Source organism: Bacteroidota bacterium (genome assembly GCA_016706865.1).
Lineage (GTDB): Bacteria > Bacteroidota > Bacteroidia > Chitinophagales > BACL12 > UBA7236.
Window position 1 is genome coordinate 2,166,852 of the sequence record JADJIS010000003.1, and the last position, 26,557, is coordinate 2,193,408.

Sequence of the window (26,557 nt, forward strand, 5' to 3'; positions counted from 1 at the left end):
GTATTCTGTTGAACAGTAAATAAATAACCCCCGTTATTATTTGATCCAATAATTAAAGATAATTACAAAAATATAATTTACAAATTAGTAAAAAATTATACTTTTTTAATTTTTGTCTACTTTACTATTTATACCATAATTGTTGGTCTTATGATTCCGTAGCATCCTTTTGATTGAGTTTGCTGTGATGACGGCCATAAGCAAAATAAATAACAACACCTATCAACATCCAAATTCCCAAACGCAACCAATTTGGCCAGCCGAGGCCATAGATCATTGCTGTGCAAACAATTATTCCTAAAATTGGCACTAACGGAACAAATGGAGTTTTGAACTGGCGAGGAATTTCCGGATTTTTCACTCTCAACATCCAAACACCTGCGCAAACTAATATAAATGCAAATAGAGTTCCAATGCTTGTCATATCACCAACAATATCACCAGGGATAAAGGCAGCAAAAAGTCCTACAAATACACAAAAAAGAATATTTGATTTATAAGGAGTTCTGTGTTTTTTATGAATGTCGGAAAATATTTTCGGAACCAAACCATCGCGACTCATAGAATAGAATACACGAGATTGCCCCATTAACATTACGAGAATTACAGATGAAAATCCTGCAAGAATTGCCACTGTTACCAATTTACCAAGCCAGGAATAACCTTCCATATATGTTTGAATGGCATAGGTGACCGATGCCTCCTTTCCATTTGTTCTAAAATCTTCGGTAGAAGCAACGCCTGTTAAAACGTAGGAAAATAAAATATATAATATTGTACAAATTACAAGTGATCCTAAAATTCCCCATGGCATATCTTTTTTAGGATTTTTAGCCTCCTGCGCCGCAGTTGAAACTGCATCAAAACCAATAAAGGCAAAAAACACAACGCCGGCTGCTCCCAAAATTCCCAACAATCCTCCGAAGTTGTGCGTTACTCCCTGATCGTCAACATATTTTGTTGCTTCGGGAATAAAAGGAACATGATTTTCCGGATTAATAAATCCCCAACCAAAAACAATAAATAAAATTACAATTGCAACTTTTGTAATTACGATCAAACTATTTACAAAAGAAGAACCTTTCATCCCTCTGATCAATAACCAGGTTAATGCTGTGATAATAAAAATTGCCGGCAAATTAATAATGCCGTGAACCACACTTCCGTCTGCTGCAGTCATGGAATTAAAGGGAGAATGGCACCATTGATAGGGAATTTCGGTACCAAAATATCCAAGCAATTTATTTAAATATTCACTCCAGGCAATACCCACTGTAGCGGCACCCAGCGCATATTCCAGAACAAGATCCCAACCAATTATCCAGGCAACTAATTCGCCCATAGTAGTATAAGAATAGGTGTAAGCACTTCCTGATATAGGGACCATGGATGCAAATTCTGCGTAGCACAATCCCGCAAAGGCACATCCAATTCCTGCAATTATAAATCCGTAGGTTACAGCAGGTCCGGCATTATTCGCAGCTGCTGCAGCAGTTCTTACAAATAATCCGGCGCCAATAATAGCACCAACACCTAATGCTATAAGCGCCCATCTTCCAAGTGATCTTTTTAAGGTGGTTGAATCATCAAGCGGATCCGCTGCCTCCGCTAACAATCCTGTCAATGATTTTTTTCTGAATAATGGATTAGCCATAAATAAAATTAGGGTGAAATTATTTTAGCTTACAAACATAAATTATTTATCCTAAAAAACAATTTTCTTCTCTGCAAATACATGTGTTACAATGAAAAAATTGAGATTGATTTTAATTATCACTGCAATAAAATAAAATATTTAACTACAATAATTATTGATATTTCTTAAGATTATAATCGATTTTCCAAATTGGCAATCGCCAAATCAAAATAAATAAATTATCTCTTTACATCATCATTATCCTCATACGAATCGGGTTCCGATTTAGGTGGTGTTTTTAATACCTTCCAAAAGAAATAAGTTGTAACAATGGCTACAACTGAGATCGTTGAGATCATCATAATTAATGCTTCGCTACTCATTCTATCCTCCCTTGTTTTACGCGTTTACGATATGCGATAAATACTAAATATCCAATACCTAAAAATACTGCCAGCAATAATAATCTGGCACCGGTAATATATAATAATTTTTCATCCAAAACTGCCACCGTTTCAAGGTCGCCGGCGGTTTGAGCCGCAGCTATCTGCTCTCTCAATCCTGAATTGGTAATTTGTTTTATAATAGAACCATTATCCAGTTGCCAACCATTATTAAAAGCTCCCACCCAATCGTTTCCTTTCGGAGTAATTAATGCTCCTAAAAATACAAATAACAACATAAAGGGAGTCACCCATTTAATAATAAATCGAAATACTTTTGGAATTCTGATATCACTTCCGGAAGTTATTTCCGCCCATCCCCTGTTCATTCCAAATACCCATGAAAATAAAATGATCTCTGCAAGAGCAAATACCACTAGCGATACTGTTCCTGCCCAATAATCATATTCATCAAATACTCCCTGATTAAAAAATAAAACAGTAGGTAAACCAAGAATTAATACAATTGCACCAAAACTCCATGCACCTTTTTGACGACTCCATCCAAATTCATCGCGCATAAATCCCATCCACGGTGTACCCATTGCAAGAGAAGATGTTATACCTGCAAAAAATAATAATCCGAACCAGAATACTCCACAAATAATTGCGAGTACAGTTCCCCATTGTTCAAACAAATATGGCAAGGTTCTGAATCCAAGTCCCAGTCCACCACTTTGTGTAAGTTCCACAACTCTGTCAATTCCTAAATATCCAACAGAGATCGGAATTATTATTGCTGCGCCTAAAACAACTTCCACAAATTCGTTCATCCATCCGGCACTCATTGCATTTAATGCTATATCATCTTTTTTACGAACATAGGATGCATAACATTGAATAGACCCCATTCCTACAGAAAGTGTAAAAAATATTTGTCCTGCTGCTGCGAGCCATACTTTAGGATTCCATATTGTAGAGAAATCAGGTGTCCATAAGAAATTTAAACCCACTGAGCCTCCATTGGTAGCACCATGTGAACCTGACTGGAGTGAAACTCCCATTATAGCCAGGAAAACACCGAATACAATTAAAAGCGGCATTCCAATTTTTGCAACCTTTTCCACTCCTCCGCTCAAACCTTTGGAGAGTATCCAGGTATTTAACAATAAACAAATTACCCAAAAAATAATCGGTTCCATTGTTCCTAGCGAAACATAATTGGTAAAAAAGGAGGCAACCTCATCCTGACTTTGGCCACTAAAGGATCTTGATACAGAATGCCACACCCAGGAGAGAGTCCAGCTTTCCAAGTAACAATAATATGCTGCTACAGCCAAATTTGTAAAAATTCCGAATACACCAATATATTTCCAAAATTTCCTTTTATCCATATTATTCAGAATAAAAGGAGTAGAGTGATTACCGCTTACTCCACCAAATCTTCCGGAGGCCCATTCCACCCATAACAGCGGAATTCCCATTAATAAAAAACAAACCAGATAAGGGATGATAAAAGCCCCGCCACCATTCTGGATCGCCTGAACAGGAAATCGTAGAAAATTACCCAAACCAACAGCATTACCTGCCATCGCCAGAATAAGTCCAACCCTCGATCCCCATGCTTCTTTTTGTTGTGTCATATGCCTATTTGATTGATAATTCGGGCTCAAAATACGACATTTTGAAATTTTTAGTAAAAAATGAAATGTTAATGGTAATTTATTGATAAAAAAATGCTGTTAAAGCCTATAATTAAGGAGGTTTTCGAAAAAAAAATAAAAAAAATGTCTAAAAGAAATGTAGATGTTTTTCTTTCCAAGTGCTTATGCCTACCTTTGCCGCCTCTTAAATTAATCCAATTCTATGAGTCTTATTGTCTATTTGATCCCCGTTCTCGGAATTTTTGCATTGCTTTATATGGGTATTGTTGCTGTTTGGGTCAACCGTCAGGATAGCGGAAACGACCGTATGAAAACAATAGCAGGGTATATTAGTGAAGGTGCGATGGCATTTTTGAAAGCCGAATATCTGATCTTAGGTGGTTATGTTGTTATAGCATCCGTTTTATTAGGATGGTTATCAACCACAAATGAAAGAAGTGATCCTACTATTGTAATAGCCTTTATTATAGGAGCGATATTTAGCGGTCTTGCAGGATTTATCGGGATGAAAATTGCTACCCGTGCCAATGTGAGAACCACTCAGGCAGCCCGGACAAGTTTATCAAAAGCATTACGCGTTTCCTTTGCCGGAGGTTCAGTTATGGGTTTAGGTGTTGCAGGTTTGGCTGTTCTAGGACTTGGCTCCTTATTTATAGTACTGTATTTTATGTTTGTTGACGGAGGTTCCGTAAATGGACCTGAAATGGAAAAAGCACTGGAAGTTTTAACAGGATTTTCGCTTGGTGCTGAAAGTATTGCATTATTTGCCCGTGTGGGTGGTGGAATTTATACAAAGGCAGCCGATGTGGGTGCCGACCTTGTTGGAAAAGTAGAAGCAGGAATACCTGAAGATGATCCAAGAAACCCGGCTACAATTGCCGATAACGTAGGTGATAACGTTGGAGATGTGGCAGGAATGGGTGCCGATTTGTTTGGTAGCTATGTGGCTACAGTTCTTGCTACCATGGTTTTGGGCAGAGAAATTATATCGGATGATACCGTTGGCGGAATGGCTCCCATGATCTTACCTATGGTAATTGCCGGTATGGGAATTCTCGCTTCTGTAATAGGAACTTTTTTTGTGCGAGTTAAAGAAGGTGGAAATGTGCAGAAGGCATTGAACATGGGAAACTGGGCTTCCATTGCAATTACAGCCATTGCCAGTTATTTTATTGTAATGAACATAATGCCTGCTGGCGAAATGCATATGGGTGATTCGCTTATAACTTTCACTGCTTTAGATATTTATTTTGCAATTATTGTTGGATTGGTTGTTGGAACCCTGATAAGCATTATCACAGAGTTTTATACTTCCATGGGAAGACGACCGGTTATGTCGATTGTTCGTCAATCCTCCACCGGACATGCTACGAATATTATTGGTGGATTGGCAATGGGTATGCAATCGACCATGTTGCCGATTCTGGTTTTAGCCTTTGGAATTGTTGCTTCCTTTTCGTTTGCAGGAATATATGGTGTTGCGATTGCAGCGGCAGGTATGATGGCTACAACGGCTATGCAACTTGCCATTGATGCATTTGGTCCTATTGCTGATAATGCAGGTGGAATTGCTGAAATGAGTGATCTTCCTAAGGAAGTACGCGAAAGAACAGATGTGCTTGATGCCGCTGGAAACACTACAGCTGCGATTGGTAAGGGATTTGCCATTGCTTCTGCAGCATTAACTTCTTTGGCTTTATTTGCTGCTTTTGTGGGTGTAGCTGATATTGATGGAATTGATATTTATAAAGCACCTGTTTTAGCAGGTTTATTTGTTGGGGGGATGATACCTTTCTTATTTTCATCCATGGCGATCAAAGCAGTTGGAAATGCGGCAATGAGTATGGTGGAGGAAGTGCGCCGTCAATTCCGTGAAATACCGGGAATTATGGAAGGCACTGCTAAACCTGAATACGAAAAGTGTGTTGCGATCTCCACTCAAGCAGCATTGCGTCAGATGATCCTACCTGGTTTGTTAGCTTTGGGAACACCAGTATTAATTGGATTTGGACTAAAAGGAGTTTTCGATGGTGTGAGTTCCGCAGAAATTTTAGGTGGAGTTCTTGCAGGTGTAACTGTTAGCGGAGTGCTAATGGCCATGTTCCAAAGTAATTCCGGTGGTGCTTGGGATAATGCTAAAAAATCGTTTGAAAAAGGTGCAACTATTAGCGGTGAAATTCATTATAAAGGTTCTGATGCACATAAGGCTTCCGTTACGGGAGATACCGTTGGTGATCCTTTTAAAGACACTTCCGGTCCTTCCATGAATATTTTGATTAAGTTGATGAGTATTGTAAGTTTAATTATTGCAGCTTATTTGTAATTAATAGAACAATATAATTTATAGTTAAATAATTTAATTGATCAGCATTTTTTACCGTGAGGTGACAAGTGCTGGTCATTTTTTTTTATTTTTATATTGCAATTAGAAGGATACGTAACTTACCGTATCTTTAAACAATAAAACCACGCAATATGAATTTCCGCTCTTCACTTTTCATTTTTGTTTTAATTACTTTATTTATTTCCGACCAAAATCTTTTTGCTCAGGCAACGGAGTCATGGTATATCCGCAGAACTCCACCTGAACCCTGGACATGGGCGCCGATATTAAATTCCAATATGACCGAAATGGATGAAGTGTTTGGTGTTGATGAATGGCATTCAGCCTATTTTGATGAAGTTGATCCTATAGAAGCATTCGGGCCAAGTTCCTGTTTTATTTTTTTGGAGGGAGGAGATGATCATGCTGATGAGTTAAATGTTTTTCTCAGCGATAATATTACCCTTATTGAGGATTGGGTTTTTGCAGGAGGAAGTTTGTTTTTGAACGCCGCTCCTAACGAGGGTGGCAATATTGATTTTGGGTTTGATGGTGTTACGCTCATTTATCCGTCATTTACCAGCACCGGAACAGGGGTAGACCTTGCACATCCAATATTTAATGGTCCCTATACTCCCGTAGGCAGCAGCTGGAATGGTCCTTATTTTGGGCATGCCACCATTGACGGACCTGATTTAATTCCTTTGATTACAAATGAATTTTCAGCCGTGGTAATGGCAGAAAAATCGTGGGGTGCAGGTAAAGTTATTTTTGGCGGCATGACGGTTACTGCATGGCATGACCCGATTCCGGATGCGGTTAATATGCGGTTGAATGTTATGAAATATCTGGCCTCCTATGCCTTTCTTGATTTTAGTTATGCTGATGATATTTTTTGTTCCTATGATACTGAGATCTATTTCCCGATCTTTTCTCCGGGAGCCGATACAGGAACCTTTGCTGCAGAACCTGACGGATTGGTTATTGATGAAATTACGGGAGCAATTGATATTGACGCATCGCTTCCCGGAACCTATTCTATCAGTAATAATTTTTTGGGAATAGGATGTAAAAGTGACTCCGCACAAACTACCATCTCTATTGTAGAACCACCGGTTGCAGATGCAGGTGAGGATGTTACAATTTGCAGATATGGAACAACACAACTTGAAGGTAGTGGAGGTGAAACCTATGTTTGGGTTCCTTCTGTATATCTCGACGATGAATACAGCGCAACACCAAACGTGATAAATCCACCAAATGAAATGTATTATGAATTAGTTGTTACCGATATAAATGGTTGTACTGATACGGATGATGTTTCTGTTTTATTGTTTCCCGACCCGATCATCGATGCCGGAGAAGATCAATATATTTTATTGGGAAGTTATGTTATGATCACCGCAAGTGGAGGTGAAAGTTATACCTGGACTCCTGTTGAAAGTTTATCTGACCCTAACATTTATAATCCCTTGAGTTATGCCACTGAAAACACGACTTATTATGTTTATGGAACAGATGAAAATGGATGCACCGGAATGGATTCCGTACATGTTATTTTAAGAGATGATGCAATTATAGGAATTCCCAATGCATTTTCTCCGAATAGTGATGGAATAAACGATTTTTTTCAGGCAATTGCAATCGGAACAGTAGCTTCCTTTGACCTTACAATTTATAACAGGTGGGGAGAATTGGTGTATCAGAATAATACTGATCTCACTAAGGGTTGGGATGGTAAAGTAGAAGACAAGGTACAACCCATTGGAAGTTATATTTATAAATTTAAGGCGATAGACGGTGAAGGTACTCCACTTAATTATCAAGGTAATTTTACTCTGGTGCGATAAATTTTCAACAGGATGCGAACTGATTAGGGGGTAGTTAAATTGGTTAGTTTATTGTCATATTCGGTTACTCAACAATAATTTTTTTATAAAAAGTTTTGACTTCTCAAAAAATGTTTAACTTTATAGGGATAATCTATGAAAAAAAGTCAAAATCTAAATACACCATTATGAAAAAAGTTCTCCTCTCATTATTTTTCTTAGTTAGTTTAAGTTGCACAGTAAGTGAATTATTTTCTCAAACTGAGGTGTGGTATTTACGCAGAACTCCACCGGAGCCATGGACCTGGGCACCAATACTCAACGATAATATTACAGAGATGGATGCCGTTTTTGGCGCCGGAGTATGGAATTCAGGATATTACAGCACTGTAGATCCAGCTGTGGCATTTGGCCCAACTTCCAAATTTGTGTTTATGGAGGGAGGTGATGATCATGCCATCGATATGGATGATTTTTTCACTGCAAACATGACTACTATACAAAATTGGGTTTATGCAGGCGGACATTTATTTATGAACGCAGCACCAAACGAAGGTACAGATATGGATTGGGGTTTTAATGGTGCAACTCTGGTTTATCCTGATTATACTTCAACCGGTTACGCTGCAGCACCCTTACATCCAATCTTTAACGGGCCTTATGTTCCAACTGGACTAGTTTGGGATGGCAATTACTTTGGTCACTCCACGGTAGAGGTTCCATGTGGATTTGTTTTAATAGATAATGGTGGATCTTCTTCATTAGCATCAGAAATGACATACGGTTCAGGAATTGTGATCTTCGGTGGAATGACCGTTACATCATGGCATGATCCAGCTCCGCATGCTTCCAATATGCGTAAAAATATTTTACATTATCTTGCAAATACTGCTGAGCCTTTCTTTGTAAGTACTTATTTTGAATATAGTGATACTGTATACTGTCAGTTTGAGGACAATCAATTTCCGATCTTCGATGTTGGTGCTGATACCGGAATATTTGCAGCATCTCCTACCGGTTTAGTAATTGATACAATTACAGGAGAAATTGACCTTGGGGCTTCATTGCCAGGCGTATACGAAGTAACCAATACCGTAGTCTTTGCAGGTTGCGAATATTTATCTTCTTTCGAAATTACAATTGCAGGCACTCCTGTAGCTGATGCAGGACCTGATCAACAGGTTTGCGTAGGCAATAATGTGCAGCTTGACGGTTCCGGCGGTTTTACTTATTTGTGGTCTCCTCCATCATACCTGGATGATCCAACTTTAGAAGATCCTTGGGTTATAACTCCTGCAACCAATATGTATTATTCACTTATTGCCTATAATGAATTTGGTTGTCCTGATACCGATGATGTTGTTGTTACACTTTTTCCTCTTCCTCTAATAGATGCTGGTGAAGATCAGATCATGGTTTTAGGTGGATTTGCACAGTTAAATGCCACAGGAGGCGTATCTTATACATGGACACCAATTGAAACATTATCTGACCCACTTATTTCAAATCCGACAGCTTTTCCAGAAGATACTACTACTTATATGGTTATTGGAGTTGATGCAAATGGTTGTCAGGATACTGATTACATTACCATTTTTGTTATTGAAGAATCAGATATAGCAACTCCAAATGCTTTCACACCGAATGGTGATGGAGTAAATGATCTTTACAGACCAAGTTTTGTCGGATTGGGAGAAATTACCGACTTTTCCATTTACAGTCGCTGGGGATCGATCTTGTATTTCAGTAACGATCCAAATCTCGGATGGGATGGAAATTACAGAGGTCTGGAACAGGAAGTTGGAACCTACGTTGTGATTATAAAAGCTACTAATCAATTTGGCGATGTTGTTGTGAAAACAGGAACTTTAGCACTTCTCCGGTAAATGAATTAAGAGAAATCATAAAGCCATTAATTATAGTAAGGTCTGTAATTAATGGCTTTATTTTTAGGCTCAAAAAGCTAAATAACTAATCCTGTTAAGTACTTTCCATAAATATTAAGTTACATAATTATTGTAAATTCAATTTAATACCTATTTTTATATTACAAAAAATAAAATCCTTCTATACACACAATTTTAACTTCACTCAAAAATTAAAAATAAAAAAACCTTTATGCTCACAATGAAAACGATTTTAACGTGTTTGGCAGTTCAGTTTGTGTTCGCCATTCCATTAATTGCGCAAGTTGATTGCGATAACACATCAACCGGTAATATTCCAATAAATGACCTCGGTACTGGATTTTATTTCGGTGCACAGGGTGGTTTGTATCCCGGTGGGTCAAATGTTATGCCTGCAGGACATGCAAAGGCAGGTAAAACTATTGGCAACTCCATTAAACCGCTTAATGCCGATGGAGCAGTTGACTTTGAAAATGGAGTGGTTGTTTTTGCAGGCTTTGGTGCTTCCACAGCCGGAAATACCTTTAATACTTTTAAATCTACTGTAAATGGTACACCTGATCTTTATAATCCATGTTTGAAATTTGTGAATTTATGCATGGGAGGAAAGGGATTAGAAACCATGATTCCTCCTTTTCATGACTGGTATTGGGAATATCTAACTGACTCTCTTATTCCTGATGCAGGCCTAACCAGAGCTCAGGTGCAGATCGCCTGGATAAAAACCGCTTCGAAAGATGATTCCATTCCTGAATTTCCTCTACAGGCAGATGCTATTTATGAAAAATATATTCCTTCTATTCAACGATTAAAGGAAAATTTTCCAAATCTGAAAATTCTTTATATAGGAAGTCATGCTTATGGTGGATATGCGGGAGAAGATTCAGATAATGCTGATCTTGCAGGTGAACCTGCTGCATATTACGGTGGTTTTTCAGTTAAATGGGTGATTGAGGATCAGATCATGGGTAATCCGGAACTTGCATTTAAAGGTGCCGGTTTACAGGCGCCATGGTTAAGTTGGGGACCTTATTATTGGGCTGACGGTGTTAATCCAAGGGCAACGGATGGTTTGAGTTGGGTATGTTCTGACTACGAACCAGATGGCGGTGGATTTCATCTTGCGGAATCAGGTAAAGAAAAAGAAGCATCAATGTTGATCGATTTCTTATATTATAATTCCAGTTCAAAAAATTGGTTCAGAAACGGACCGGCTTGGGCAGCTTGTGATCCTGCAATGAGAAATGCAGATGGTTCTGCGATCTTTAATGAGGAGTCGTCAAATTATTTTGAAGATGAATTAACAGTTTACCCTTCACCAAATACAGGTAATTTTTATATCTCCTATTATAATACTTCTGAAGAACCTCGTTTTATAAAAGTAGTTAATAATCAAGGACAAATTGTTTTTGAGGAAACAATTTTGAAAGGTATTGGCGATGTATCTGTTCATGTTCAAATAGATGATTTACCTGCGGGAATTTATCATATTAAAGCCGACGGAAACGGAATGCAATTAGCAAGATCGATCGTGGTTAATTGAGATTGAAATAAATTTAATAAAAAGAGCACTTGAGAGATCAGGTGCTTTTTTTTTTCGTGAATCGTGAGGCGTGAATCGTCAATCGTGAATCGTGAGTCCGTGGAGTACGCCGTGGTTGTGTGTTTTTCACCAACCACCGGCTTTCGTGAATCGTGAAGCGTGAAGCGTGAGTTTTGATCCTACTCGGAGCATATTCACTATTCACCACTCACCATTTCCTGGTGGATTGGAAGTTTTAATCCCTGCAAGATCAAACTCATTACTCCCGTCCGACCGGGTCATCCGGGCGGGCATAACTCATTACTCATTTTCGTGAATCGTCAATCGTGAATCGTGAGTCCGTGGAGTACGCCGTGGTTGTGTGTTTTTCACCAACCACCGGCTTTCGTGAATCGTGAAGCGTGAAGCGTGAGTTTTAATCCTGCTCGGATCATACTCACCACTCACCATTTACTGGTGGATTGGAAGTTTTAATCCCTGCAGGAACAAACTCATTACTCCCGTCCGACCGGGTCATCCGGGCGGGCATAACTCATTACTCATTTTCGTGAATCGTCAATCGTGAATCGTGAGTCCGTGGAGTACGCCGTGGTTGTGTGTTTTTCACCAACCACGGGCTTTCGTGAATCGTGAAGCGTGAAGCGGAGTTTTGATCCTGCTCGGATCATACTCACCACTCCCCATTCACCCAATTAAAAAAGGCGCTCATGTAAAACAGAGCGCCTTTTGAAATATTTACTTTTAGTTTATTTAATGCTGTATAATGATCCGTTTATTTTGGATCGTTCCTTCATTTTTTACACTTAATGTATAAATTCCTTGTGGAAATTGTGAAGTATTAATTGTGTAAGATGTATTTGCAATTGCATTTAAATTTTCTGTCAATATCATCTCTCCAATTGCATTTGATAAAACAAGTTCTACATCACCTGAAATATCGTTGAAGAAAATACTAACACTTTCATTTGCAGGGTTAGGGAAAATTCCTGAAATAATTAATTCTTCTTCAATTGCATTTTGGGTTGTATCTTCTGTTGTATCAATAATTCCATCTGCTAAGTCGTAAAGAAATAAATCATCTAAAGCAGCTTCAACTAAACTTCCACCATTCAAGTTATCTGGGTCAACATAAAAACTATCCGAGGCAATAAAAATAAAGGAAACATCTTCTGTGAGATCCACATAATCTAAAACACGAACAGTATTTCTTCTCCAGGTATTATCTTCCGTATGAGTTCGTTCTACTCTAATCCAGTCTGAACCGTTATCAGTGATATATACTTGCCAAACATCATTTCCTGGATTTGCACTTGTAGGAGACGCATTTGAATATCTTCTATAATATGTAAATACGGGATCAACATAATCTGTCAAATCAAAAAATGGTGCTCTAATAGTTGAATTACCTTCATCAACATCTTCTGTTCCTACACCATCAAACAGACCAGCGTTACCAGTAAATGCACACAGGTTTCCTGATCCAGCAGTATGATCTTCACCAGTTTGAACCTCATAACCTGTAGCATCTGTAGATGGAATTGGCGTATTTACATCCCATAAACCAGTATGAAACCCATCAGTTCCAAAGGGATCCACTTCCCAACTTCCAAACTCATTATCAAAATCTTCAAACTCAATTAATTCGTAACCAACAATTGCAAAATATGGAAGGTTTGGTTCTACTGCAAGATCAGCATTCATAGGTAATACAACTCCACCGCAACCATTAGTATCTTCTACTTTAAAATAATATTCAATAATTGTTCCCTGGTCTTGCGCAGGTATAGTTCCCTGATAGGTAGTTCCGGCAATTTCGGTCATTATAGTTTCTGTATAAGCACCGGCTCCAGTAGTTCTGTAAAATAAGGAAGCAGAACCTATGTATTCAGGAAAATCAACTTCAAGATCAGTTTCCACTACTAACGGTACATCCACTTCTACAGGTGCTGTAAATTCAGTGTGGTCTAGTCCTATATTACCAATTAAGGTAATACCATGCTCACAAAAAGCATCGGTAATTATATCATCATTTGGAGTTCCGTCACCAAGATCTGCATTATCATCATCAGCAATTAATGCTTCCAATAAAACATCTCTGTATATCTCCCCTTCATTACCATCGGCACCATCCACTGTTGCGCTAAAAGTTTGTAACCAAAGGGCAGTCATAGTTGTAAGATCTCCACCAAAATTCTCATTTACATCCCACCAAGCACCGGCAATTATCTCACCATCTGCATGCACCTCACCAACAAGGTCTTCAGGATAAACTTTAGGTTCTACGTCGTACCTGCGCACATTTGTTCCTGCGCCACCTAAAAATCCCTGACCTAAAATAGGATTATCTGTAACAGTCATCCCCCATAGATCAGCATAACCTTCGTTCATGGCGCCATTTCCCATCCCACCCGGATCTCCAAGATCAAGATAAAGATCAGAATTGATACCATGACCATATTCGTGCATTACCACATCGTTAAATAAACCTGTGGAAGGGCATCCACCGCCATCTTCATAAAAATTTGTGCTTGATCCGTCGTAAAAAGCATTACAGGTTCCATCATTTCTTTCCACACGAATCAGCTGATCAACGTCAAGATCAGTAAAAGTGGGGAAATAGAATTTCATATGATCGTGAACAATATTTTGCCAATAATAAGCTGAAACCTCCGAAGGCATTGCTCCGGATTCTTCATCAAATTCGATGAGATTAACACCGGGATTCAAGATGATATCAATGCTTTCAATATTTGTTGCGCCGGTTCCCTGACTTACTCTTGCATATTTACCGATAAGGTCGATAGTTGCAGGAGTTGGGCTTGTAACGGTGTTTACGGTTAGAAGACCATTAGCATCTGTAAAATATTCCTCACCATCAATTTCAACACGTAAGTATGGAAGTCCTCTGTTAATAGGAGCTACCAAAGGATTATCCGTAATATCACTATTCACCTGCACATCAGCTGACATTAAAAAAGAACCACATTCTTTTACCTCATTTTGGCGATAATATACTTTACCGGTATTTGCATCCACCAAAGAATAGTATTTACCAGGAATGTTATTAGCATTAATGGTATTTACGGTAACCTCATAAACCAGTTTATATTCTAAACCGGCTTCTCCTGAAACAGGAAGTATTTTTAAATCTGGATTAACAGTAATTTCGTTAACCGGAATTGCAAAATCTGCGGAAGCATATGATTTAATGCCCTCAGAACTTATTCCTGGTACTGTAGAAATAGAGATGCCATCATAAACATCTAATCCAAACATGATCACTTTACCTGCTAAACTCAAACGAACAGTAGCCTCACTCCATAAAATGTCGAGACCATTATATTGTTGAATGTAAGTAACATAATGATACTTTTCAGTTGTATTATTTGCTAAAAGGGCAAGATCACTGCTTTTTACATTAAACCCTTTCAATTCTGTTGTCAAAAAATTAAGTGCTTGTAATTCAGGGGTTGCACCGCTTGCAACAATTGGAGTTCCGAATGCGCGATGTGGTGTTCCGGTTTGTTCATTAAATTCAACCCACCAATCGCCATGCGCTTGTTTAAAACTCTGCCATGCATCACTTTTTCGCAATTCGGTTTGAATTTGCTGATTTGGCAATCGTTTTGTGTTTTGAATAAATGTTTTTGTGTAAGGGTCTTTTTGGTGTGCAACCTGGGCGTTAATTGCGGACAGAAAAACAACTGCCGCGAGGAGTGTAAGCACTTTCTTCATAGATTGACGTGTAGGTTTAATTGTTTAAAATTTGAGTATAATAAGCAGTGGTCGTTTTTCAAATTTGGGCGTTAACAAATTTAACGCTCTACAAAGATAATTGTTCAGGTTGTCATTGTCAAGTCACATTTAAACGACACACCTTCATTTACTGGAAATCAGTAATCTTTCAAAATTACTTTAAATAGTTTTAAAGGTGTTCTTCTATTGGTAAATCCATCTCAGTATAATTAAAATATGATTCACATCAATTTTGCCACCTTTTGTTCTTAAGTAACTCTATTCTAATCAGTTGATTTTCAATAAATTTGAATATTACCATACTGCCATAATTTTAGGATGTTGGGATAGGTACCAGTATCATTCCTAATCTTACTGCTTGTTTGTTCATCCTCTTCAGCTGCTGTTGATTTTGCCGTTTGATATATTCAGCATTGGGGAGTGGATTAAACTCCATTTTATGTTTAAGCATATTGTAAAAAATGACTGCTAATTTTCTTGCGGTGGCTACATTCGCCTTCCCCGCTCCTGAACGAGCTTTGATGCGGCGGTAGAAATGAGCAAGCCAATGATCACTTCTTTGTATTGAATTTGCTGCTATTTTAAATAACTGACCGGCGTAATTTCGCTTTTTGTCCCTGCGTGTTTTTATTACCTTACCACCCGTTATTTTATTATTCGGTGCTAAATTTAGCCACGATGTAAAATGTTTGGCAGTGGGCCACTTGTGTACGTTAAACCCGATTTCGCTTAGTATCTCAACAGAATTCTTTTCGGTTAATCCATAACATGCTGTAATATCAACACCCAAAATACTTTTCAATACATCTTTTGGATCACTCATTTGGGGTTCTTGTAATTGAGGTTGGACTTGTACACTCTGAATATTTTCGGCTAATTTTTGTTTTAATAGAGCATCAATTTTAACACTACATTCGTTGATCATTTTTTGATATATATAATATAAATCAAAACTCTGACGGAGTTCAAAAATATGTTCGTCTTTCCAAACTCCTAGCAGTGATTTTATAATCTCGGGCTTCTTGCTTTTTTTAATTCTTCCATCACAATATTTGGCAAGTAATTCCGGATTTCTTTCTCCATTAATGATTCCTCTAATAATTTCCTGCCCTGATTTACCTGTGATATCAGTGATGACATGTTGCACTTTAATGTTCATTAATTCCAATGCCTTATGCATTCTGTTTTTATGGGTGGCCGCCATGTCGGTTAAATTTTTCCTATGCCTTACATATGACCTTAATGTACGGGTATAATTATCCGGTTGAAAACTGGAACTTAATAATCCGCAACTATGTAATTGTCGAATCCATTCAGCATCCTTTACGTCAGTTTTTTTTCCATGAACATTTTTTACATGCCGGGCATTAACAAGTACCACATCAAATCCGGCTTCTTCTAATATGAGAAATAAACTCACCCAATAAATACCGGTAGCCTCCATCGCCACAGTATCGACTTTGCATTTCTTAAGCCATTTTGAAAGAGCGTAGAGATCCTCTGTATGTGCCCCAAACGATTGAATTGGCTCGTCTTCTAATTCAGGATTCACTGCAACAAAATGTTCTTTACTGGCAATATCTATCCCTGCAGCATAAGGATGAATAATTTTGAATGCCTTTTTTGTTTTCATAATTAATTAATTTTAAGTGAACAATTAATTATAAGTGACTCTGTTCGCATTCTACTGATTATAGTAAGCTCTTAAACGGGGTTAGCATTAGCTACCACCAAAAGGATTGTCAAAAGAATGCAATACCAGACTTGACCTCGTGCTCTAAGCAACAACAAAAGGTTCGGTTTTAGGACAGAGCCACTTTTTTTTACGAAAGTTACTTCATTGGATTGGTAAATGTGTTTACTAATGACTTGACCAAAAGGTGGCGCCAAAAGTCAAGGGCTTCACCATGCAGCTTTATGTCCCTAATGCTTGCCACCCGGAGCGAAAAAGGCGCCACGACAAACTAATAATTATCTGCTTCGAAATGGAATTAACTCTTTAATCAATTTAAGATTTTACATAATGAGGGCGCTTATTTTCGCTCAAATCCTACTACCATTGGAGATTTTATTTTGATGTGGCGGCGCATAAGGGACATTAAAGCCACATGCTGATGCCCACTGTCAGCTCCATAAATTTTAATGGCGGATCAAAAATCCTGTATTATGGATGGAATCTTAAATCCCAATCAAGCGCGATCTCTGAGTTTGGTCAACTTATAACTCGATCTGCAGGCCATCATAGGCAATAAATACATTTTCGGGCAGTTCTTTAGTAACCTCAGCATGTTTTCCCATTTGGTGGGAAAGATGAGTGAGATAAGCCTTTTCAGGTTTCAATTCTTCTATCAATTGCAGGGCTTCTTCCAGATTAAAATGTGAAATGTGTTTTTCTTTTCGCAATGCATTTAATATCAGTACTTTACATCCAAAAATTTTACTTTTCTCTTCGTTTGAAATAAAATTTGCATCAGTTATATAGGTAAAATCCTCAATTCTATAACCGAAAACCTTCATTTTATAGTGCATTACTTCAATGGGAATGAAGGTTATTTCCGAGATATTAAATGGAGTATTTGTAATTGGGCAAAAGTTGATCTTTGGCAATCCGGGATACCACACATCATTAAAAACATAGTGATATTCTTTTCGCAGGGAATTTTCAGTTTCGGCTGTAACGTATATATCCATTGCCTTCTGCTGAAAATGGTTGTAAGCTCTCACATCATCCAGTCCGGCAGTATGATCGCGATGAGGGTGTGTAAAAATGATAGCCTCCAGAGTATCGACCTTTTCGCGCAACATTTGCTGTCGAAAATCGGGGCCTGCATCAAAAACAAAGTTTTTATTATTGATCTGAAGTAAAATGGAAGTTCTTAATCTTTTATCGCGGGAATCGCCGCTGGAGCACACCTCACAATGGCAACCAATCATGGGGACGCCACCGGAAGTGCCTGAACCTAAAATAGTTATGATCAAACTTTAACTGTTTGTGTTTGCGATGCCATTTCGTGATAAAAGTCGCGTGATGATTCACTTAGTTCGTTTTCATCCACGCCTATCTTACCGATTATTTCCAGTAGGTTGTTAATTCGGGCCTCTGTTTCGTAGTATCTGTTGATCACGATCACCTTCCTGCTTTCTAAAATACAATATCCCGCAGTAAAATTTCCACGTTCGTAACGAACTATGTAACCGGACTCTTTTAACAGGTCCTCCACCTTCTTCAAAGTATGTATTGTATATTTAAACATGAATATTTACGTTATTTGCAAATTATAACGTCAAAAGTAAGCAGCTATTATTGGGATAAAAAGATAAGTAATGCACATAATATGAGGATAAATATATTAATCACGATTTTAATGATCTCTTTTTCTGTTCGCGCTCAGATAAATGCGGGGGAAAAAGACGACAACACATTTCACGTTTTTGAAGGTGGAATCTCTGCGGGATTTAATTTTTCGCAGGTGGATGGTGACAATTATGCTGGATTTAATAAACTGGGTATCAATGTTGGGCCAATTGTTCATGTCAATTTTTCACCGAACTGGAATGTAAGTATGGAAGTTCTTTTTTCTCAAAAAGGAAGCAGAACCAAACCTGATCCAAATAATTACAATACGTATTATCTGGCAATGAATTATGTTGAAGTTCCGATAATGGCAAATTACAACGACAAGAACCGACTTATTTTTCAAGCCGGTGCAGCTTATGGAAGATTATTTTCTGTAAAGGAGGAAATAAATGGAATATTAAATAATAATACCGAAGCAATTTACACGGATGAAATAAGTTATATTGTAGGAGGAACATTTTTATTGGGAGAGAATAAACATTGGGGAATTAATGCGAGATATCAGGGTTCAATTACAGCTGTTGGTGATTCTCCAAATCCGACAGTGGTGGGATTGGTTAACAGGTTGTTGACTTTGAGAGGGGTTTATTATTTTTAGTTCTGAGTTCTGACATGTAGTAGATCTCCTGCGTCGATCACTACATGTTTCAGTTCTGGGTTCTGAGTTCTGAGTTCTGGGTTCAGAGTTCTGCGTTCAGAGTTCTGCGTTCTGTGTTTTCCGTTTCGATTAGTATAAATTTACATGGTTAGCAAAATTTTAAGGGTTGAGATCCGATTAATGCCTGTCCGTCAACTGACGGATTTTTTATTTTTTGATTGTTATTTTTTATTCCCCTCAGGTTCGGGCCCCATCTCTTATCTTCCCCATAGGGGAAGACGTTTCCTTTACGTTTTTTCATAGTTTCTGCAAAATAAATTACCTCGCAATTTCTTCCGGCTAATTCTCCAAATGTTCTTTCGATAGATCAAGAGCCTCCACGCCATTGGAGTATTTAATTTTCAGTAAAAAGAAAATTTTCATGGTGGTGTTCCGTGAATTATTAATTTACTACATCGCTCCATTCGAAGCAATTTCTTTCGGCTAAGAATCCGATTAATGTTCTTTATTCCTTGTTCTTTATTCGATATTATTTTTTATTTCCTATTATTACCATAAAAAAAGGGCAACAATTATTTGTTGCCCTTCTAATTTATAAATTATTTTTTTTATCCCTGCTTAATAAATCGCAAGGTTGATATTTTATTATTCATCATCACTTTCGCAAAATAAATTCCATTTGGTTTTCCACTCATATCAATTAATACTGAAGTTGAAAAATTTTCCTCGTGATAAAATTTATCTACAATTTGTCCTAATTCGTTCAGAATTGTAATTTCTGCAGGGTAATTTTCATTGGGCAGTCCGATATAAAATTCATCATATCCGGGATTAGGTGAAATGGTGAGATTATTTATTGTTGCTACCTCAGGTTTTTCTCTCAAACCACCAGCCAGTGTATCCAACCAGGGAATACAATTTTCCCAAACTGCACTATTTTTAGTAAATTGTTTACCTACATTACCATAATACATAACATCAAGAATATCCAATGCATCTTTTGAATCCTGTTGATCGCTCAGGTGATAACCATCTGAAGCGGAGTATGATAATTCGCAGATGTATTTTTTATCATCGTAATCGCGTTTTGCATCACCATCGCACCAAAAATTCGGACCCCACATTATATATGGTGCTTTGGGATTAGCTCCTTTATATTGCAGCATTGGATTAGTGTTATTGATCTGCTCTTCCACGAGCCATTTTACTGTCCAGCTATTTTGATAGGAGGTTGGTTCAGCAAGTGAATAATACTCCACAATGGTTGTATCGGCATAACCTCCAAAGTGGCGTGAACTTATATACATAATTTTCAAGTTGGGAAAATGTTCCTTTGCTTTATTTATGAAAATAATATCCAGTGCTTTGGTTTCTAAAGCTTTGTCAGGAAAGATGGGTGGAACGGTCAAACCTTTCGAATTAAAATACATCCATCCAATTTGAACTTGTTCAGGAGTATAACCAACGTCATAAACTTTTTGAACTAAACTTTCCCAATAACTGTCGGAAGTGGAATCGATTGTTGCATAACCGATATCTTTTCCACCTACACAAAGGTTCAAAGCATCAAGACAGGGATTGAGGTCGTATTTATCTGAAGGTGTGCGAACATGCTCAACAAATTTGTTGTAAATATGGCCGGGAACTGATGGGCCGAATCCTGCAACCAGAACTACTCCATCTCCAAAGTTTATATTGCCATCACCATCTAATGGTTTTATTCCATTTGCGATAGTTTTTCCACTTTTCAAATGGGGTCCTGTAAGTTCATTGGATCCACCCGGATATAATCCGGCCTGGTAACCCAAATAATATCCAGTTTGGAGGTCGAGAAAAGGGGTTAAGCCTGTATTCGGAAAATCGCAATTGCTTTGAGCAGAAAGTTGCATGGTATTTATTCCGAAAAAAGCAAGGCTTGGAATTAATAAGTACTTCAGTAGTTTCATTTTAGACGGTTTGTTTTTGATGGGTTATGTTTTGATAGGATTATTTGCAAAGATATTAATAATTTTTTCGACAAAATTGTTTATTTATAGACGAACAAATAATAACATAGGATGCTTACCCCATTTATTCGAATAATTTATAATTTGCTGAGGGAGGAATTTTATTGAGATGTTTGTAGGCTTTTTCGGTAGCTTCTCTCCCTCTGGGGGTGCGTTTTAGGTAGCCTTCCTGTATCAAAAATGGTTCGTACACCTCCTCTATGGTTCCTGGTTCTTCCCCTACAGCTGTGGCGATGGTTGTTAATCCTACTGGACCTCCTCCAAATTTATCTATTATATCGGTAAGGATTCTGTTATCCATTTCATCAAGCCCGTGTTCATCTACGTTCAACGCATTCAACCCGAATTTCGCAATTTCCATATCAATGATGCCTTTGCCTTTTACCTGAGCAAAATCTCTTATCCTTCGCAATAAATTATTTGCGATCCGCGGTGTACCGCGACTTCTGCGGGCAATTTCATAGGCTCCGTCGGAGGTAATTTTGGTATTGAGAATATCGGATGACCTTTCCACTATCTGTTGGAGGACATCTGTTTTGTAATATTCGATACGTGATGTGATACCAAAACGTGAACGCAATGGAGAACTTAACATTCCGGAACGTGTAGTTGCACCAACGAGTGTGAATGGATTAAGGTTGATTTGGATAGATCTTGCATTAGGACCGGATTCAATCATGATATCGATCTTAAAATCCTCCATAGCCTGATAAAGATATTCTTCTATTACGGTGCTTAAACGGTGAATTTCATCTATAAATAATACATCCCTTGCTTCAAGACTTGTTAAAAGTCCGGCCAGATCACCCGGTTTTTCCAATACCGGTCCTGAGGTGATCTTCATATTAACCCCTAATTCATTGGCAACGATGTATGAAAGAGTAGTTTTTCCTAATCCAGGAGGGCCGTGCAATAAAACATGATCAAGTGCATCCCCTCTTTGTTTGGCTGCAGTTATAAATACTTTTAGGTTATCCACTAACTTATCCTGTCCCTGAAATTCAAAAAATCCTTGTGGACGAAGCACTTTCTCCAGCTCTTTTTCGGAGTTTGACAGGTTATCTTCAGTAGGATCTAAATTAGGATTTTGCACTTGGGATCAAAGATAGTGTGTATGTTATTCAAAACATACCTTTATATTTTCCACATTGTGAGGAGTATTTCCACATAAAATATATATCTACTTTTATAAATTATTTTAGAAATGCTTGATTTCAAAGGGTTTTAGCCCAAATGAAATACTTGGCAAATTATTTTCAATAGACAATACAAATTATAAAATTATGAAAAAGTATCTTTTAGTGTTCGGACTTATGCCTTTCTTATTCGCATGTAACCAAGGTAAAATCGATGATCTTACAAAACAAAACAGCGATTTGTCAAATCAAAGCGCAGAATATAAATCTGGTTGGGATGCAGCAGTAAATGAAATAGGAGAGTATATGGGGATGATGAACGAAATTGACTCTTCATTAATGGAGATCAAAAGAACAGAAGGAATTATTAATTCCAATCTGAACAGCGAAGGCAGATCAAAACAACAACAAAAAGATGAAATGATCGCCAGCATCAAAACTTTGAATGAACTAATTCAGAAAAACAAAAAATTAGTTGCTGAACTTGATAAAAAATACAAAAACAGCAATTTCAAAGTAAAACAATTGGATGAACAAATCGCGATGTTGAACGAACAGTTAACAATTAAGGAATCTGATCTACTTGCCTTAAAAGGTGAACTAGAAAAAGCAAATTACCAGATCGTTTCTTTAAATACAGAATTAACAACTGTATCTACTGCTAAACAACAATTAGAAGTTCAAACAACTGAACAAGCGAACGTAATTGCTAAACAAACTGAAGATCTGAACACTGCATACTATATTGCAGGATCATACAAAGAATTAAAAGAACTAGGAGTTGTTGATAAAGAAGGTGGATTTATAGGAATAGGTTCAAACAAAGAATTAGTAAACAATTTTGATGCAAGTGCCTTTACAAAAGTTGATATCAGAAACTTTAAAGAATTATCTATCAACTCTAAAAGTGCTAAAGTTATAACTACCCACTCTACTTCTTCTTATACAGTTGTAGAAGGTGATAAAACAATTGAAGAAATTAAAATTGATAATCCGGATGAATTCTGGAAATCAAGTAAGTTTCTGGTTGTGCTGACAGATTGATACTTCTAATAATGGCTGTAAGAGAAGTATTATCTAAGAACAGGGATCCATTTGGATCCCTTTCTTTTTTTAAGGAAATTGAACTGCATTAATATTAAAGATAAAAAAAACCAACAGTGTAAATGCTGTTGGTTTTTTTATTAAATTAAAAAATATTTTAAGCTTCTGTTTTTGCATATTGTTTTTTCAAAAAATAATAAACCGGAATACCAATTAAGAAGAAACTTAATCCAGTTAAACTTACCTCAGGAGCTGTTATTACTGTATTGATGGTAAGACAAATACAGAACAAAACAAAAATTGCAGGCACATAAGGATAACCAAAAACTTTTGCTGTGATCTTACCTTTTCTCTTCATTATAATCAATCCTAAAGCACCGGCACCATAAAAAATAAAGGATGCAAAAATAAGCATATCGGTAAGCTGGTCGAAGGTGCCGGAAATAACTAAAATGCTGCACCATATCATTTGAAAAAAGAGTGATATATGCGGAGTATGAAATTTAGGATGCACCTTCCCAAAACTTTTAAAAAATAATTGCTGAGATGCCATGCGATGATAAATTCGAGGCGAACTCATTAAACTTGCATTTGTAGCCCCGAAGGTACAGATCATAATGAGAATAGAAATTATTGTAAATCCGATACCAGGCAGAATTTCTTTTGCAACTTCGGCAGCAGCGATCTGATTGCCGGCATTATTAATTTCAATAAAATTATTTATAGGCATTACGCGCATATATACATAATTTACCACTACATATATTATCATTACAGCTGCTGTTCCACCTATAATGGCAATGGGAATATTCTTTTTGGGATCTTTTACTTCTCCTCCCATATAGGCAAGATTTATCCACCCGTCGTACGCCCAAAAAGCCATAAGCATTGCTGTGAACATTGCTGAAATAAGATTAAAATCTTCAGGTTTGATCATGGGATTTGTTGCTGCATCAATTGCACCCGCATCTCCCCCCAATAAAAAACCAATTACAATTAAAAATACAATTCCGGCAATTTTAGTGTAAGAAAAAATATCATTTAACAATCCTCCTTTTTTTACACCAAAATAATTTATTACAGTTAATACGATGATGGTGAATATTGCGAATATTTTAACTCCGGAATTTTGAAATGGGAATATATAATTAAAAAGTTTTACATCCTTTAATCCTTCCGTTGGATCCTTGAAATTAAATAAATTATTAACTGATTCTGAAAATACAAATGCTATGGAGGATATAGATGCCGACTGAATTACAAAAAAACAGGTCCATCCGAATAAAAACGCAAAAAACTTTCCATAAATGATCCTGAAATATTCAAATTGACCACCACCCTCCTCAGTTAGGGTTGCCAAACCCGAATAACTGAATACGCCAAACATGGATACTATACCTGCAAGTATCCATGCCAATAAGATCAAATTATTATCCATCAATGTTGCACTCATCGGGGCTATTTTTTTGAATACCCCTGAACCGATCATGGAACTAATAACTAAAAGTATGGCAGTGGATAAGCCCAATGCCCTTTTGAGTTGTGGTTTTTCATTCATCGTGTAACATTACAAAAAAATATTATTGTTCTCCTGCAATCTGCAAATGGATTAATTACCTTTGCAGCCTGTAAGCCAACAAAGGCGGACATTAAAAAAAATAAAATCAACATGGCGGGTCAAAAAATAACAATTCAGAATGGAAAATTAACTGTACCGGATAATCCGATAATACCATTTATAGAGGGAGATGGAACAGGTCCTGATATCTGGAAGGCATCTGTTAAGGTTTTTGATGCTGCTGTTGAAAAAGCCTATGGCGGAAAACGCAAAATAGAATGGATGGAGGTGCTTGCAGGAGAAAAAGCCTTCAATCAGACCCAAAATTGGCTTCCGGATGCAACACTTGATGCTTTCAGAGAATATTTAGTTGGGATCAAAGGTCCGCTTACCACACCGGTTGGTGGCGGAATGCGTTCACTAAACGTTGCTTTACGCCAGATCCTTGATCTATATGTGTGTTTGCGCCCTGTAAGATATTTTACGGGTGTTCCTTCCCCGGTAAAACATCCCGAGTTAGTGAGTATGGTGATTTTCAGAGAAAATACCGAAGATATTTATACGGGAATCGACTGGCAGGCAAACGGTGATCTTGCATCCAAATTTTTAGTTTGGCTCAAGGAAAATGCTCCCAAAGAATTTGAGAAAATTCGTTTTGGTGATAAACAAAAATCTGAGGAATGGCAAAAACAATTGGAAAGTGTGGGTGCACCTCAAAGAGATGTTGATGCAATGGTGGGTATTGGAATTAAACCTGTTAGTTTTTTAGGAAGTGAACGTTTAATTTATTCCGCTATTGATTATGCAATAAAATTCAAACAAAAAACAGTTACCATAGTACATAAAGGTAATATCATGAAATATACCGAAGGTGCATTTCGCGATTGGGGTTATCAGGTAGCTAAAGAAATGTTTGGAGCAGTTCCATTGGATGGCGGACCATGGCATATTATTCCGGAAGGCAAACCGGGTGCGGGAATTATTATTAAAGATGCAATTGCAGATATTACATTACAACAAGTGCTTACAAGACCGGAAGATTTTGATGTGATCGCAACATTAAATTTAAATGGTGACTATTTAAGTGATGCTCTTGCAGCCCAGGTTGGAGGAATTGGAATTGCTCCCGGTGCAAATATTAATTATATAACCGGACATGCAATTTTTGAAGCTACACATGGCACTGCTCCAAAATATGCCGATCAGGATAAAGTAAATCCGGGATCAGTTATTTTAAGTGGATGCATGATGCTCGAATATATGGGTTGGCAGGAAGCAAATGATCTTATTTTAAAAGGAATGGAACAGGCAATTTCCAACAAACGTGTAACCTACGATTTTCATCGTTTGATGGATGGTGCAACGTTGTTGAAATGCAGTGAGTTTGGGGAGGAGATCATTAAAAATATGTAGGGAATTGAGAGTTGAGAATTGAGAATTTGAACAGCCAAAAAATAATTGACAATTGATAATTGACAATTTGAACAGCCAGACTTAGGCGAGAATTAAATATTTCAAGCTTTAAAATGGAATCTGAAAACAGATCCTATTTTTTTTGACCAAAATTAAAATGATTTGGAAGCGGGACGCTTCATTGAACTTTACACAAGCGTAACGCTTGCGCTATTTAATTGATAAAAAAAAACCGGCTACGCCGGTTTTTTTTTCAATTAAATTTAAATCAATGGCTTTTGTTTTTTGGGAAATCAATTAATTGGGAGACTTACTCCTTCTGCTTACTCCTCACTCCTTACTCCTTTCTCCTTACTCCTTTCTCCTCCCTCCTTTCTCCTCCCTCCTCCTCTCTCCTTTTCTC

The 26,557-nt window shown here is 37.4% G+C and carries 18 protein-coding genes; 7 read left to right on the top strand and 11 right to left on the bottom strand.

Annotated features, from left to right (window positions below; translation table 11 throughout):
* Positions 1 to 148: 148 nt before the first annotated feature.
* From IPI31_18525 to IPI31_18535, 3 genes are all read right to left on the bottom strand, one after another.
* Positions 149 to 1,654 (bottom strand): amino acid permease, encoded by a 1,506-nt coding sequence (locus IPI31_18525; GenBank protein ID MBK7569816.1) that lies wholly within the window; start codon positions 1,652 to 1,654, stop codon positions 149 to 151.
* A gap of 221 nt (positions 1,655 to 1,875) precedes the next feature.
* Positions 1,876 to 2,019 carry a hypothetical protein gene (locus tag IPI31_18530; protein ID MBK7569817.1) on the bottom strand — a complete coding sequence of 48 codons (144 nt, stop codon included), beginning with the start codon at positions 2,017 to 2,019 and terminating at the stop codon, positions 1,876 to 1,878.
* Complete coding sequence (locus IPI31_18535; protein MBK7569818.1) at positions 2,016 to 3,662, bottom strand: sodium-dependent transporter; 1,647 nt, start codon at positions 3,660 to 3,662, stop codon at positions 2,016 to 2,018. Before IPI31_18535 ends, IPI31_18530 begins: the two co-directional genes overlap by 4 nt.
* Before the next feature lie 223 nt (positions 3,663 to 3,885).
* On the opposite strand from IPI31_18535, the gene IPI31_18540 reads away from it, so the two are divergent.
* From IPI31_18540 to IPI31_18555, 4 genes are all read left to right on the top strand, one after another.
* Positions 3,886 to 6,006 carry a sodium-translocating pyrophosphatase gene (locus IPI31_18540; protein ID MBK7569819.1) on the top strand — a complete coding sequence of 707 codons (2,121 nt, stop codon included), beginning with the start codon at positions 3,886 to 3,888 and terminating at the stop codon, positions 6,004 to 6,006.
* A gap of 152 nt (positions 6,007 to 6,158) precedes the next feature.
* Positions 6,159 to 7,856 (top strand): gliding motility-associated C-terminal domain-containing protein, encoded by a 1,698-nt coding sequence (locus IPI31_18545; protein MBK7569820.1) that lies wholly within the window; start codon positions 6,159 to 6,161, stop codon positions 7,854 to 7,856.
* Positions 7,857 to 8,023: 167 nt separating this feature from the next.
* Entirely contained in the window at positions 8,024 to 9,721 is a 1,698-nt protein-coding gene (locus tag IPI31_18550) for a gliding motility-associated C-terminal domain-containing protein (GenBank protein MBK7569821.1), read from the top strand.
* 241 nt (positions 9,722 to 9,962) lie between these two features.
* Complete coding sequence (locus IPI31_18555) at positions 9,963 to 11,285, top strand: T9SS type A sorting domain-containing protein (GenBank protein MBK7569822.1); 1,323 nt, start codon at positions 9,963 to 9,965, stop codon at positions 11,283 to 11,285.
* A gap of 750 nt (positions 11,286 to 12,035) precedes the next feature.
* On the opposite strand, the gene IPI31_18560 is transcribed toward IPI31_18555, so the two are convergent.
* From IPI31_18560 to IPI31_18575, 4 genes are all read right to left on the bottom strand, one after another.
* A complete protein-coding gene (locus IPI31_18560) occupies positions 12,036 to 15,020 on the bottom strand; it encodes a T9SS type A sorting domain-containing protein (GenBank protein MBK7569823.1) in 2,985 nt (994 codons plus the stop codon).
* 334 nt (positions 15,021 to 15,354) lie between these two features.
* The gene (locus IPI31_18565) at positions 15,355 to 16,674 is read right to left on the bottom strand and encodes an IS110 family transposase (GenBank protein ID MBK7569824.1); all 1,320 of its coding nucleotides are present in this window, start codon (positions 16,672 to 16,674) and stop codon (positions 15,355 to 15,357) included.
* Positions 16,675 to 17,258: 584 nt separating this feature from the next.
* Complete coding sequence (locus IPI31_18570) at positions 17,259 to 18,020, bottom strand: MBL fold metallo-hydrolase (protein MBK7569825.1); 762 nt, start codon at positions 18,018 to 18,020, stop codon at positions 17,259 to 17,261.
* Positions 18,017 to 18,295 carry a hypothetical protein gene (locus tag IPI31_18575; protein ID MBK7569826.1) on the bottom strand — a complete coding sequence of 93 codons (279 nt, stop codon included), beginning with the start codon at positions 18,293 to 18,295 and terminating at the stop codon, positions 18,017 to 18,019. The genes IPI31_18570 and IPI31_18575 overlap by 4 nt, the downstream gene beginning before the upstream one ends.
* Positions 18,296 to 18,310: 15 nt before the next feature.
* On the opposite strand from IPI31_18575, the gene IPI31_18580 reads away from it, so the two are divergent.
* On the top strand, positions 18,311 to 18,997 hold the full coding sequence (locus IPI31_18580) for a PorT family protein (GenBank protein ID MBK7569827.1): 687 nt from the start codon (positions 18,311 to 18,313) through the stop codon (positions 18,995 to 18,997).
* A gap of 148 nt (positions 18,998 to 19,145) precedes the next feature.
* On the opposite strand, the gene IPI31_18585 is transcribed toward IPI31_18580, so the two are convergent.
* The 3 genes from IPI31_18585 to ruvB form a co-directional block, all read right to left on the bottom strand.
* The gene (locus tag IPI31_18585; protein ID MBK7569828.1) at positions 19,146 to 19,298 is read right to left on the bottom strand and encodes a hypothetical protein; all 153 of its coding nucleotides are present in this window, start codon (positions 19,296 to 19,298) and stop codon (positions 19,146 to 19,148) included.
* A gap of 307 nt (positions 19,299 to 19,605) precedes the next feature.
* Complete coding sequence (locus IPI31_18590) at positions 19,606 to 20,943, bottom strand: T9SS type A sorting domain-containing protein (GenBank protein MBK7569829.1); 1,338 nt, start codon at positions 20,941 to 20,943, stop codon at positions 19,606 to 19,608.
* 124 nt (positions 20,944 to 21,067) lie between these two features.
* On the bottom strand, positions 21,068 to 22,096 hold the full coding sequence (gene ruvB, locus IPI31_18595; GenBank protein MBK7569830.1) for a Holliday junction branch migration DNA helicase RuvB: 1,029 nt from the start codon (positions 22,094 to 22,096) through the stop codon (positions 21,068 to 21,070).
* Positions 22,097 to 22,286: 190 nt separating this feature from the next.
* On the opposite strand from ruvB, the gene IPI31_18600 reads away from it, so the two are divergent.
* Positions 22,287 to 23,183 carry a hypothetical protein gene (locus tag IPI31_18600; protein ID MBK7569831.1) on the top strand — a complete coding sequence of 299 codons (897 nt, stop codon included), beginning with the start codon at positions 22,287 to 22,289 and terminating at the stop codon, positions 23,181 to 23,183.
* Between the two features lie 157 nt (positions 23,184 to 23,340).
* Here the strand turns inward: IPI31_18600 and IPI31_18605 are convergent, their stop codons facing one another.
* On the bottom strand, positions 23,341 to 24,741 hold the full coding sequence (locus IPI31_18605; protein MBK7569832.1) for an amino acid permease: 1,401 nt from the start codon (positions 24,739 to 24,741) through the stop codon (positions 23,341 to 23,343).
* A gap of 111 nt (positions 24,742 to 24,852) precedes the next feature.
* Between IPI31_18605 and icd the strand changes: the two genes are divergently transcribed.
* On the top strand, positions 24,853 to 26,154 hold the full coding sequence (gene icd / locus IPI31_18610) for an isocitrate dehydrogenase (NADP(+)) (protein ID MBK7569833.1): 1,302 nt from the start codon (positions 24,853 to 24,855) through the stop codon (positions 26,152 to 26,154).
* Positions 26,155 to 26,557 lie beyond the last annotated feature (403 nt).